This is a genomic window from Nostoc sp. WHI, from assembly GCF_015714725.1.
GTDB lineage: Bacteria > Cyanobacteriota > Cyanobacteriia > Cyanobacteriales > Nostocaceae > Nostoc.
The window spans coordinates 33,584-47,158 of sequence record NZ_WBKM01000097.1 but is presented as its reverse complement, the minus strand read 5'-3'; the positions used below and the strand labels follow the sequence as shown (position 1 = coordinate 47,158).

Here is a 13,575-nt window from a genome sequence, read left to right as displayed (position 1 = left end):
ATCCTATTCCTAGTCCCCTACTCCCTATTCCCTACTCCCCACTCCCTTCTCCCCCTAACAAAGTTGACAAAAGACTCGTTAATATAGTAAACAATCTGGTTGCAAATGTGATTGAGTGAATTATCCTGCGCCGTTTCCAGAACTTGACTTAGGGTCTATATTTCCCTTTGAACTGGATCAGTTCCAGAAAGAAGCGATCGCGTCCCTAAACGCCGGACGCTCCGTAGTCGTATGTGCGCCCACAGGTTCGGGCAAAACATTAGTCGGGGAATATGCCATTTATCGCGCCCTGACGCAAGGAAAACGTGTATTTTACACTACTCCCCTGAAGGCGCTATCGAATCAAAAATTACGTGACTTTCGAGAAAAATTCGGTTTTGAGCAAGTCGGTCTGTTAACTGGAGATGCTTCCATTAATAGGGATGCACCGATTTTGGTGATGACCACAGAAATTTTCCGAAATATGCTTTATGGCACACCCATTGGCCAAATCGGCATCTCATTAGTAGACGTTGAAGCGGTGATACTTGATGAGTGCCACTACATGAACGATCGCCAACGGGGGACAGTTTGGGAAGAATCAATCATCTATTGCCCTCGTGAAGTTCAACTGGCAGCCCTCTCAGCAACCGTTGCTAACAGCGATCAACTTACCGACTGGCTAAATCGCGTTCACGGCCCAACTGACCTGATTTACTCCGATTTTCGCCCAGTTCCCTTGGAATTTCACTTTTGCAATCCCAAAGGGTTATTTCCCCTGCTGAATGATAGCAAAACCAAAATTAACCCCCGCCTTCAGAAAAAGAAGGGGAAAGGGGGAGAAAGGGATAGGGGGAGAAGTGGTAGACCAGAGGCTCCAGGGATCATTTATACCTTGAGCCAGTTAGAGCAACGGGATATGCTACCAGCGATTTACTTTATTTTCAGCCGTCGGGGATGTGATAAAGCAGTGGCGGAAGTTGGTGATTTATGGCTGGTAAATAATGAAGAGTCCCAGATTTTACGGCAACAAATTGATGACTTTTTAGCCCGCAATCCCGAAGCAGGGCGTTCTGGACAAATTGCACCCCTATACCGGGGAATTGCTGCCCACCACGCCGGAATTTTACCTGCTTGGAAAGCACTGGTAGAAGAACTATTTCAGCAAGGGTTGATTAAAGTAGTATTCGCCACCGAGACACTGGCGGCAGGAATTAATATGCCCGCCCGGACAACGGTAATTTCTACCCTTTCCAAGCGGACTGACACCGGACACCGCTTGTTGAACGCTTCCGAATTTCTGCAAATGGCAGGACGGGCAGGCCGCCGGGGGATGGATAAACAAGGTCATGTGGTGACAGTCCAAACTCCCTTTGAAGGAGCCAAAGAAGCCGCATATTTGGGAACATCCAAGCCAGATCCCCTAGTTAGCCAGTTTACGCCCAGTTATGGCATGGTACTCAACTTGCTGCAAACCCACACCCTAGAGCAAACCAGGGAACTCATAGAACGCAGCTTTGGGCAGTACATGGCTACCTTGCATTTAAGACCAGAATACGATGAGATTGCCGAACTGCAAACACAATTAGCTCAACTTAATGAGCAAATTGCCGCAGTTGATGAAAATGAACTAGCTGTTTATGAGAAATTGCGGCAACGCCTGAAAGTAGAACGCCAGATATTGAAAACCCTGCAAGAGCAAGCGCTTTCAGACCGCCAAGAAGAATTGGTGATGATGTTGGGCTTTGCAGTGTCAGGAACTCTGTTAAGTCTCAAGGGGAAAAACATCACAGTGTCTTCACCTGTTACCGCAGTGTTAGTAGGAAAATCGCCTGGTTCTGGTCAAGCTCCTTACTTGGTATGTTTGGGACATGATAATCGCTGGTATGTGGCAACGACAGGGGATGTAGTCGATTTGTATGCCGAACTGCCGCGAGTTGAGGTGCCGCCTGATGTGCTACCACCTCCAGAGATGCCCTTGAAACCTGGACAGTCGCGCCGTGGTAATGAAGAAAGCTTTGCGATCGCCACACGTATTCCCGATCCGGTAGAATCTTTGAATCTAGCACCAGAAGTAGCAGAACAACTCAGTCGTCTTACCGCCGTCCAACAGCAATTAGAAACTCATCCCCTACATGAATCAGGTAATGCTGCAACCCTTTTCAAGCGTAGGGCCCGCTATGTCGAACTAGAAGCCGAACTCGAACAATTGCAAGGGCAAGTAGAGCAACAGTCACAACGTCATTGGGAAGAGTTTCTCAATTTAATCTCAATTCTGCAACATTTCGGCGGTTTGGATAATTTAGTCCCCACAGTATTAGGGCGAATCGCTGCCGCCATTCGAGGGGAGAATGAATTGTGGCTGGGTTTAGTATTTGCTAGTGGTGAATTGGACAACTTAGATCCGCACCATTTAACAGCAGCAGCAGCCGCTTTGGTGATGGAAACGCCCCGTCCAGATAGCAAGGTTAACTTTGACCTTAGTAATGAAGTGGCAGAAGCCTTAGCAAAATTGCGGGGAATTCGTCACCAAATGTTCAAACTACAACGGCGGTATAACGTAGCATTGCCTATATGGTTGGAGTTTGAGTTAATTGCGATCGTGGAACAATGGGCGCTGGGAATGGAGTGGACAGAACTCTGCGAGAACACCACCTTGGATGAAGGCGACGTAGTGAGAATTTTACGGCGGACGTTGGATTTATTATCGCAAATACCCCACGTTCCCCATTTGCCAGACTCTTTCCAGCGCAACGCCCATCGAGCAATGCAGTTGATTGATAGATTCCCTGTCAATGAGGTAGTTGAATAAACAGGACGTTCTTAAACGAGGACGCACAGAGAGGATTTGATAATTTCTTTGCGTCCTCTTCGTCAACATTAATTCGATGAGTTTGGAGTAGTAATACAAACCGTCCCAACAATGAATTTACATTTGACCAAATAATAGTAGTTGTACGTACTTAAAAATGCTTTTTTGGTTTCGTATATCTTCTGTACGTGATTAATCGCGTGTATCCTACAGAAGTCATAGTCTCTATCAGCCTTCTTCAGTCTTAGTACACCAAGTTTCCAGTCCCGCGCAACTGACGCAAAGAATTTATACAAAATGGACAGTCACATTTAAATAAGTTAATTGCAGCATCGCTTTCCTCCTCACTAAAGTCTAACATCGCAACATTTTCATCTGATACTGATGTAGCAATGGTTGAGGAACGGGTAGAGGTATACGCTTGCTTTGTCTCTGAATCTCGAATGCATACAAAATCTGTTCCACCATGTGGGTTAGTGATACAGGTACGACCATCTTGTGTACGCATTAATCGCTGAGTAATACTAGCATGGGCAGGATTAAATACTGCCAAGGTAGACATCAGCGACAGAAAAACTGAGGAGCTGGAAAGCAAATTCAGAATAATTTTTTTGTTCATATATCTCCTTGAGAAATGTTGCCTACTAGCTTAGGGTATTCGATTCATTTTCAAACTTCAAGTGAATTTTTCCTAAGAATAGTTAGCTTGACACTTGTTACCCAAGAAAGTTTCATATCTATGCAGTTTGATCACAAATTAGATTTATCTACTTACCTGGTTAAAGTCTGCGTAGATGCTCCGCATCCGGGCTTGTCGTCAGACATCGCTTCGTTAAAATTATCCTGTTCAAGCTTTTGCAATCCCTGGTTATAAGTAGTTATGCAAAATTAGGTATACATTGTCATTGCAAGTGTAGCAAAGCAAAAGGACGCGATCGCAACTCTTAGAGACGCTCCGCGAACGTTTGCGATGACATAAATATTTTTGCATCATACCCACATCGATTTAATTAATGATTGCAACACATCCTTGGATAAAGACGCGATTCATCGCGTCTCTACAGATGGTTTATTTATCACATTCTTTTTTCACTATACATAAACATTCTAGCTAGGACTCCCAAACAGCCAGCTTGAAATAGTTTGCAATAATAGCCAAGCATTTAAACTGCCGATAATAATCGCTACTAACCACGATAAAATCTGCAACCACAAAGGATTGACAAACTCACCCATTAAGCGTTTATTACTTGTAAACATCACCAACGGCACTACGGCAAATGACAGTTGTAAGCTCAAAATAACTTGGCTGAAAATTAGTAAGCTGCTTGTACTCTTTTCTCCCAAAACTATAATTGAAATTAATGCTGGGATAATCGCAATTAATCTAGTTACTAACCTACGTAACCAAGGTTTTAGACGCAGATTCAAAAAGCCTTCCATGACAATTTGCCCTGCTAAGGTTGCAGTAAGAGTTGAACTTTGTCCAGAAGCAAGTAATGCCAAGCCAAAAATTGCGCTGGCGGCATTCACACCCAATAAGGGAGAGAGCAATTTATAAGCATCTTGAATTTCTGCAATATCCTGATAACCAGAAAAATGAAAAGTGGCAGCAGCAATAATCAAAATTGCTGAGTTGATAAATAAGGCGAAACATAAAGCAACGGTAGAATCGATTGTACCGAATGTAATAGCTTCCCATTTCTTTGGGGATGTTGTTTCCCAATCCCGTGTCTGCACGATTGATGAGTGTAAATATAAGTTGTGCGGCATCACAGTTGCCCCTAAAATGCCAATAGCAATGTAGAGCATTTCGGGATTCTGTAGAATTTCTATTTTGGGAACATAACCTAATAAAATTCCGCCCAAATCAGGACGCGAAAAGATGATTTCTGCTGCAAAGCAGATGCCTACAGTTGCTACTAACAAGATTATCAAAGCTTCTGTATAACGAAAGCCTTTATTTTGTAGCAGTAACAATAAAAATACATCTAGGGCTGTTATACACACGCCCCAACTCAGGGGAATACCAAAAAGCAGTTGTAGCGCGATCGCACTTCCCAAAACTTCCGCTAAGTCACAAGCTGCGATCGCTATCTCACAAAGTACCCATAACCCGAAGTTGACACGCGGACTGAAGTTATCTCGACAAGCTTGGGCTAAATCTCGCCCCGTTGCTACTCCCAACCGCACACACAACGATTGCATTAAAATCGCCATCAAGTTGGAAAGCATAATCACCGTTAGCAACGCATAACCAAATTTAGCCCCGCCAGCTAAGTCAGTTGCCCAGTTACCAGGGTCCATGTAACCTACAGACACGAGATATCCTGGCCCTGCATAAGCCAGCATCTTGCGCCAGAAGCTTTTGGTATTAGGAACTCTAATGCTACGGTAAACTTCAGGTAGACTGGGCTTTTTCGAGGAATTTTCTGGAAAGGGCATTCGTTTACACTCTAAATTTTTCATAATTCTCTCATAATTTTATAAAATACTGACAATAATAGCTATATTTATAAATTTATAAATTTTAATATTCACTAAAACTTAGTAGAAAGATTCAACAATCAACTAACTTTTACTATTGATATAGATTATCGTTCTTAAATTATCAACTTGTAAAAACTTCTTTTTTTCATTACATTTGAAAACAGAATCATATATCAAATAACTTACTAGCCTCAACAGAAAAAATGAAGCAAAAACTACATTCAGAATCTTCCGGTTGTTCCAACTGTGAACATGACAATCACGAGAATCATAATCATGACCACAATCACGACCACGGTGGAGAATTCAATCTGAAAAATGAAATATTACCCTTGGTGATGATTTTAAGTTTATATGCGCCTGGTGTAATTTTTGAAAATCAATTACATAATACATTCTATTCAATAGGTGAATTTCTAGTTTTCATCCCAGCCTATTTATTAAGTGGATGGAGTGTTTTAAAAACTGCTGGGCGCAATATACTCAAAGGTAGAGTATTTGATGAAACATTTTTGATGACAGTAGCGACATTAGGGGCGATCGCAATTCATAAATTACCCGAAGCTGTCGGAGTAATGTTATTTTATAAAATTGGGGAATTGTTCCAAGATATTGCCGTCGGTCGTTCACGTAATTCTATTAAAGCTTTATTGGAAGTACGCCCAGATTATGCAAATATTCAGACAGAGGGAGAAATAAAAAAAGTATCGCCAAAGACAGTAAATATTGGAGATATTATTATTGTCAAACCCGGAGAAAAGATTCCCTTAGATGGTGAAATTATAGATGGGAATTCGCAAGTTGATACATCTGCATTAACTGGAGAATCTGTGCCGCGAACAGTGAGGCTGGGAGAAACAGTTTTGGCTGGGATGATTAACAAAATGGGTGTTATCAGCATTAAAGTCACAAAACTTTTTGATGAATCTTCCATTGCCAAGATTTTAGACTTAGTGCAAAATGCCAAAAGTAAAAAAGCAGAAACAGAAAAATTTATTACTAAATTTGCCCGATATTATACACCGATAGTAGTTTTTACATCTCTGGCAGTTGCTTTATTACCTCCTTTATTCGTTTCTGGCGCAACTTCTTCGGAATGGATTTATCGTGCCCTAATTTTATTAGTTATCTCTTGTCCGTGTGGACTGGTTATCAGTATTCCATTAGGTTACTTTGGAGGTGTGGGAGGTGCGGCTAGACGAGGTATTTTGGTTAAAGGCTCTACTTTTTTAGATACTTTAAATGCAGTCGATACAGTTGTTTTTGATAAAACTGGAACGTTGACTAAAGGGGTCTTTAAAGTAGCGAAGGTAGTACCATTAAATGGCTTGAATGAACAAGAATTGCTGCAATTAGCTGCCAAGGTAGAATCGCACTCAAACCATCCCATCGCTCAATCTATCCGTAATGCTTATGGTGAAAAAATTGATGCATCTGACGTGAGAAATTATGAAGAGATCGCAGGTTATGGAATTAGAGCCAAGGTTGAAAATAGGGTAGTAATAGCGGGAAGCGATCGCCTATTACATAGAGAGAAGATTGCTCATGATAATTGCCAGTTAAAGGGAACAGTTATTCATTTAGCAGTGGATAATATTTATGCTGGGTATATTGTCATTGCTGATGAACTCAAAGAAGATGCCAAACAAGCTATTCAAGCACTCAAGCAAATGGGTATAGATAGAACAGTAATGTTGACAGGAGATAATCAAGCGATCGCTTCCCTGATTGCTCAACAGCTTGGCATAGATACCTATGAAGCAGAGTTATTACCTGAAGAAAAAGTTAATGCCATTGAGAAGTTACTCAGCACCGCCGGCAAGCATGGTAAAGTTGCCTTTGTTGGAGATGGTATTAATGATGCGCCAGTGATTGCTAGAGCAGATGTTGGTATAGCAATGGGTGGGTTAGGCTCAGATGCAGCCATAGAAACTGCTGATATTGTGATCATGACAGATGCACCGTCAAAAGTGGCAGAAGCAATCAAAATTGCCAGAAAAACTCGCCAAATTGTCTGGCAAAATATTGGGTTTGCTTTAGCAATTAAAGGTGTATTTATTGGATTGGGTATTTTAGGTATAGCGACGATGTGGGAAGCTGTATTTGCTGATGTCGGAGTAGCTTTGTTAGCAATTTTCAACGCAACTAGAGCGATGAAATAAAAGTTTTGGAAAATCGGGAATCTGTAATTGAGAATTTGTAGTAGTTAAAATTGAAGAGCAAGGAGTTATTTATAGAACGCTTCTCAATACGGTTCGGTTAACATATTTGGCTCTGGGAGATCCCCCCAACCCCCCTTAAAAAGCTACGGTGTACACACAAGTCTTTTAGAGTTGGCCCACAGGCTTTTGATCCCCCCAACCCCCCTTAAAAAAGGGGGCAAAAAGCTCTCAAAGTCCCCCAATTTATCGGGGGATTTAGGGGGATCTACGACGATTTTGGTTTTTTAGAAAGATGTGTGTACACCGTAGCTTTAAAAGGGGGGCTTTGTTTCCTATTTACCCCCTTTTTAAGGGGGTCGCCGCAGGCGGGGGGATCTTATCCGAACCGTATTGGAACGCTTCTCACTCATATTCTGCTACCCAAAATAGAACCCATGAATTCATCAATCAAAGGCATTGCTACAGCTACTTTAGCTTTACTGCTAAACTATTCAGCAAACCCAGCCTTTGCACTACCCCAGAAAATCAATCATCCAGTTACTATTGCTAAATCGCAACCATTAACAGACACCTTAATCGTTCCTGGGGAAAGAGTTGGGCCGATAAGACGCACAACCACCAAGCAAGATTTAGTGAAGCTATTTGGTGCATCTAATCTTGTTGATAAAACCATTTCAGGCGCCGAAGGAATAGGTACTTTTGCAGCTACTCAGTTAAATCTAAATCAGGGGCGATCGCTGTTGATAGTCTGGAGTGATAATACTCGTACTAAACCTCTAGATGTACGTGACTTGGGTTCAGCTTGGAAAACCCGCGAAGGTATTGGAGTGGGAACGCCATTGAGCGAATTACGCAAGAAATTGGGTAATTTTAAACTTTATGGATTGGCGTGGGACTACGGCGGTACTATTTTGTTAGATAGTAGCCGATTATCCACCTATCAGGGTAAACTCATCCTACGAGTAGATACTGCTCCTAATGCTGCTGAGAAATATCCCACTCATTATCGAGCAGTATCAGGCGATCGCACTTTTTCCTCCACCAATCCCCACTGGAAACGTCTGGGAATTAGACTAGCAGAAATAATCGTTGTACTGAATCCCAGCCAGTAGCAACATAAAGTTATAGTCTGTGTTTTTCGTCTGTTCAGGAGAAGATACTATAAGAATCAACTTAAAAAGGTACATCATAGTCCCCTCTCGAAGAGCCTACGGTGTACACACAAGTCTTTTCGTTCAGAACACAAGTTCATTCGTTCAGAACACAAGTTCATTCGTTCAGAACACAAGTTCATTCGTTCAGAACACAAGTCTTTTCATTCAGAACACAAGTTCATTCGTTCAGAACACAAGTTCATTCGTTCAGAACACAAGTCTTTTCATTCAGAACACAAGTCTTTTCGTTCAGAACACAAGTTCATTCGTTCAGAACACAAGTCTTTTCGTTCAGAACACAAGTACTTTTGTTCTGAACACAAGTCTTTTTTGAGCCTTTGAGGAAATAAAACAGCTTTGCTTTTCGAGAGGGGTTGGGGGTGGGGTTCTTGTACCTAACTCAACCGAGAACCGCTATAACGCCGCTTCAAATCGTTCTGTTAATTTTGATAAAAGTGCCACTCTGCTTGCACTTCTTTGGTGATTTCCTGTCGCAATTCCCAAGGTAAAAGCACCTCAACTTTTGGTCGCCAAGCCCTCAAACGCAAACCCACATTCGGATCTCCATCTCGATAGATCACAGTATAATAAGCATCATCTTGGGGACGATTTTTTAAAATTTTTAGCAAAGTTTCCCGGTGTTTTACTGGGATAACCTGCTCTGGAATTAGTTGTAATATCCCCTGATAACTTATCGCCTTAAAGGTAGCATGACGAGAGGTTCCCTTGATGTAGCGGTCATGAAATGTGCGGTCGAATCGCAGTAGCATCAACTTGGATGGTAAGTAAAAATCAAAACCCCAAGCTTGATGCATTTGTAAACGAATATGGTCTGGTGTGGGTAAAGTTGTTCGCCGTTGTCGCAGCAGTTTGGGCAATTTTGCATCGTTCCAAGCCAGGGGAGTAATTTTTTGAATTTTATCTAAGCGATAGTTGTACCACTCGCCTTTATTTGTGGGAGTTTTGCCAAAACCGCAGAGGTATACGGCTCTTTGCACGTAATATATACAGACAGGATAAATAATACACTCCACTACACCGTACTTAGCGCTAGTGTAGCTAAGACAGATTGGCGTTATAGTTGTTTGTTCCCAAAGATTACGGAATTCATCTAGCCATTTTTCAACTTGATTTTGGGTTTGGGAAATGATGTAGTCAACCTCTAGGTAGAATCGCTGCACATTTTGGATGGGTTGGGAGAGGTTTTGAGCGATCGCTTCTAAGTTAGGATTGAGAAAACCCAAGTCATAAACTCCCAGACGGTTATTTACAGGTTCTAATTCTCTAGCACTGGGTCGAGATGGAAAATTCTGAACTCGATAGTATTGTTTGTCTGCAAGTTTTAACCAACCAAGTTCAGTAAGAATTTGCAAATCGGCAAACAGGGAACGGCGAGTGACTGCAAATAAACGCTGTTGCAGCAATTCATCTAAATCTGCATCGGAAATTGCATCATGTTGCTGAAGCGATCGCCTCCACTCTGGTTCTACAAGCCCGGTTTTGGGATAAAATAGCCACTGGGCGGTAGTTTTGGCACAAGCACAATTGCTGTGGTGCAAATGAGGCGCGAGTTCTCCTTTAGGATGAGTTACGCTAAAGAAAGTATCTCGCCAGTGCTTGTAGGTAAAAGGGTCAGGTAAACACAGGCGGTCTTGCTGATCACCATAGAGAGAGTGCAACCATACCCACAACCGAATCGCCCGCAGCAGGTTTTGCTTTAATGAACCCCGTGCCAACCATTGCAGTAGTTCGATATAAGGCGGGTCTTCTATAAGCGGTATGGTGCTGAAATTAAACACTTCCAAAGTCTGAGTTAATTAATCTGTGGGTTTTTATTTTAGATTAATTGGTTGTAGGAGTAGATGCTTCCAAAATGGGTAGGATTTACGTATACCTACGAATTCTTCTCTGCCGGGCGCTGCGGGATGATTTTTCTCACGCAGAGGCGCAGAGACGCAGAGAGAATAAGGAGTTTAGTTCGCTAATATCCGTTTAAAGAAAGCTACTATTTCAAACCAAGCAGAGGTAGTAGCGGCAGAATCGTAGCGATAACCGTCGTCGCGCATGAAGGTATGTTCTGCTTCATATAAAAGAACGAGATGAGGTATGTTAGCATTCTCCAAAGCTTTAATTATGGTTTGACGATCATTTTCTGGTATGTGAGGGTCAAGAGTACCGAATACCATTAGCATCTCGCCTTTGATTTCACTTACCCGATGAATTGTATCGGCTATTCCCTCACCCAGCTTACCACTTGGAATGCCAGTAGGGTAACAGCAGGCAGCAGCCTTAATTTCGCTCATGAAAGCTGCCCGGAAAGCTAGGTGTCCACCAATACAAAAACCTAAAGTGCCTATTTGATTTGGAGAAACCGAACTTTCTGCTTGAAGAAATTCAATTACAGCCCGGCAATCGGCATCATAATCAGCTATTGGAGTTCGACGAGCATCGTCATTGCCCCGCATCCGCCCAAGATCATCTGGTTCAATAATTAGTCCAATTGGCTCAATTCGATGAAAAATTTCTGGGGCTGCCACTACATAACCATATCCTGCTAAGTAGTTAGCTAGACGAATTATTGCACCACCTAACTGATAAATATCACTGTAGAATACAATACCAGGGTATTTTCCTGCTGCTTTGGGAGCTGCTACATAAACACGCATTAAACTATCATCTACTCTCAACTCGATATTGCGTTTAGTAATTTGCATTTTTTCTCTCCGTGTAATGCTTGCTTTGATTAACTTCTAGACAAGTGGTTAGCGATCGCAATAGCCATAAGTCCCGATCAAATAATTCGTAATTCGTAATATAAATTGCAACTACGAATTATGTTGACACTCTAGCTCTCACAAAACAATTAGTATTCGACAGCAGTTAGTTTATGCAATGCCTACGGCGGTAAACTACGCAATTTTAATATTAACAATTGGAACCATCCAAAGGTGGAATACTTATAGTTATTATCACAACAAAATTAGGTAAAATGAGAGTATGCAATCATCAAGGGTACTACTATGTTTCGTTTAAATCAAACTATTCGCAACTTGTTCCTGCGTTTTGAAGGCTTGTTTGGTGTTTTATTCAAAAGCTTTTTTAATTTTGTAGGAAATTTCTTTGGTTTTTTCGCCAAGCTTTTCGGAGTTACTAAGTCTGATAGTAGTGCTGCTTATTTCTTGGAATCTAATGATGCACAAGGTATAAAACAAGCTTCAACAAAACAGCAACTTGAAACAAATCAGGATAACACTGCTAAAATTGCCGCCACTACCCGCCGTCGTCCTAAGACCAAAATAGACGACTACTACCTCAACATGGCGCGTGATATCAAAAAGAACTAACAAAAGCCATCAACTGAAGGGTAATAATAATGCATCGCGCCACTAATTTACTACAGTTGGGCGATGTTTACGCCCAACTGACAAATCAGCCTAAACTTTTGATGCTGCAAGGCGGTAAATTGAGAAAATAGCGATCGCATCCTAAAGAATTGTAGCTTAGTAGAGTGTCACCCCTTGGTTATAAGCATTTACAAAACTCGTGTAGTCGTACTCGACTTGGGATGCATAGTCCAGTGCAAAGTTAACGATCTCATCTTTGAATACAGTTTTGTTATTGCTCACAATGTCAGTAACTTCTTTGTCAACGCTGTCAGGAATAATTGCAGCATCGTAGTCTTTATCAGAGATTGCATGGTTTTTTGCAACGACCTTTCCTGCATAGCCCATCGCATCCATAAACTTTGACTTAGTGGTTAGCAACGTATAGTCAAAATCCACTTGGTAGGGAGATTTTTCATGCACCATAAAGGGAATGCTACTGACTGTAGTGTAGCCAAGCAATACATCAGTATTAGAGAGCATTGCTTTAGTAGCGATCGCCACTCTCGCCCCTTCATGATTTCCATAAACTGAAGTTGGTAGCAGACCTGGCACCGCGATCGCAACTGCACTACTTCCTTCCTGCTTCATCTCCAAAATGCGATCGTCGTCGGTTGCTGAACTCGGCCCTTCAATCAGCAAGAAATAGCGATACTTACCCAGACTACCAGTGCCTGAACCTAATTTGAGCCGAATATCCTTGAGGGTGTAATAACTATTGCTGTAGCGCTTACTGCTAGAAATTGAGGTGATGTAGCTGCTCATAGCCCCAGCAATGTTTGAATAAGTGCTGTTGGATACAGGCTGGAGTTCCGAGGTTGTCTGGAAAACTCGACTGCTAGCGTTATTTAACAGCGTGTACTTATTTAGCAAACTAGAACGGCTCTTGCCTGTTCCCTCTTGAATCAAATCTTTGACCACACCGCTCGTATTGCTGGATTCCAACCGATATGACAGTTCATCGTTGGTTCCCTTAAAGTCGCTCATCTTGTTCAGGTAAGCATCCAAGAAATTCCGAACAATATCTTGAGCATCACTGGAGCTCAGACCTTTCTCTTTAGCTGCCAGGAGAATGGAGACTGCCATCCGTCGTAAATCCCAAACGTAGGGGCCAAAATATCCTTCATCAAAGTCGGTGGTGTCAAAAACGTTATTGTCGTTGCTATCTCTCATCCCCCCAAGATTTTGCAGATGCATATCTCCCTGTAACCAGATAGCTGAGGTTGAAGAATTCACAAATCCAGAACTTGGTAAGGTCTGCATATCACGATAAAAAATGTGAGCCGTGCCTCGATAAAATGCGAAGGGGCTAGCTTTCATCTTTTGCATCTTCGTTGCTAGTTCTTGAGGCAACTGAGAAGCAAAGGGATGGTTGTATTGGTAAATTTCATTTTCCACCCAAGTTGAACGGGGAGTTGCAGCTTGAACTGTAGATGTAAACCCCAAAGTTAAAATTAAGACGGCTGCGATCGCAGATATGTATTTCAGCATGAAAGTCTGTTAGGTGTAAAGAAATGGACTCTTGTGTTGGTACAATCCAATAATAATTGTTTTATCACCTCGATCTAGAGCTTAGATAGTGATTTAAAGCACAA

General features: G+C 42.0%; 9 protein-coding genes. 4 read left to right on the top strand and 5 right to left on the bottom strand.

The features are described 5' to 3' along the window. Window positions 1-115 precede the first annotated feature (115 nt). The gene (locus F8S12_RS09940) at window positions 116-2,791 is read left to right on the top strand and encodes a DEAD/DEAH box helicase (RefSeq protein WP_196516135.1); all 2,676 of its coding nucleotides are present in this window, start codon (window positions 116-118) and stop codon (window positions 2,789-2,791) included. Between the two features lie 244 nt (window positions 2,792-3,035). Here F8S12_RS09940 and F8S12_RS09935 read toward each other — a convergent pair whose 3' ends face one another. Next, window positions 3,036-3,410, bottom strand: a complete 375-nt coding sequence (locus F8S12_RS09935; RefSeq protein ID WP_196516134.1) for a hypothetical protein — start codon at window positions 3,408-3,410, stop codon at window positions 3,036-3,038. A 488-nt stretch (window positions 3,411-3,898) separates the two neighbouring features. After that, window positions 3,899-5,236, bottom strand: a complete 1,338-nt coding sequence (locus tag F8S12_RS09930; RefSeq protein ID WP_196516138.1) for an Nramp family divalent metal transporter — start codon at window positions 5,234-5,236, stop codon at window positions 3,899-3,901. A 248-nt stretch (window positions 5,237-5,484) separates the two neighbouring features. Here F8S12_RS09930 and F8S12_RS09925 point away from each other — a divergent pair, with 248 nt between their 5' ends. Continuing rightward, a complete protein-coding gene (locus F8S12_RS09925; RefSeq protein WP_196516133.1) occupies window positions 5,485-7,443 on the top strand; it encodes a heavy metal translocating P-type ATPase in 1,959 nt (652 codons plus the stop codon). 434 nt (window positions 7,444-7,877) lie between these two features. Continuing rightward, window positions 7,878-8,555 carry a hypothetical protein gene (locus F8S12_RS09920; RefSeq protein ID WP_196516132.1) on the top strand — a complete coding sequence of 226 codons (678 nt, stop codon included), beginning with the start codon at window positions 7,878-7,880 and terminating at the stop codon, window positions 8,553-8,555. 482 nt (window positions 8,556-9,037) lie between these two features. On the opposite strand, the gene F8S12_RS09915 is transcribed toward F8S12_RS09920, so the two are convergent. Then, complete coding sequence (locus F8S12_RS09915; protein ID WP_331001379.1) at window positions 9,038-10,396, bottom strand: TIGR03985 family CRISPR-associated protein; 1,359 nt, start codon at window positions 10,394-10,396, stop codon at window positions 9,038-9,040. Between the two features lie 174 nt (window positions 10,397-10,570). Then, entirely contained in the window at window positions 10,571-11,311 is a 741-nt protein-coding gene (locus F8S12_RS09910) for a dienelactone hydrolase family protein (RefSeq protein WP_196516131.1), read from the bottom strand. A gap of 306 nt (window positions 11,312-11,617) precedes the next feature. Here F8S12_RS09910 and F8S12_RS09905 point away from each other — a divergent pair, with 306 nt between their 5' ends. Further along, window positions 11,618-11,941: a threonine dehydratase gene (locus F8S12_RS09905; protein ID WP_196516130.1), complete on the top strand. Its 324-nt coding sequence runs from the start codon at window positions 11,618-11,620 to the stop codon at window positions 11,939-11,941. A 156-nt stretch (window positions 11,942-12,097) separates the two neighbouring features. Here F8S12_RS09905 and F8S12_RS09900 read toward each other — a convergent pair whose 3' ends face one another. Next, complete coding sequence (locus F8S12_RS09900) at window positions 12,098-13,471, bottom strand: DUF2252 domain-containing protein (protein WP_196516129.1); 1,374 nt, start codon at window positions 13,469-13,471, stop codon at window positions 12,098-12,100. Window positions 13,472-13,575 lie beyond the last annotated feature (104 nt).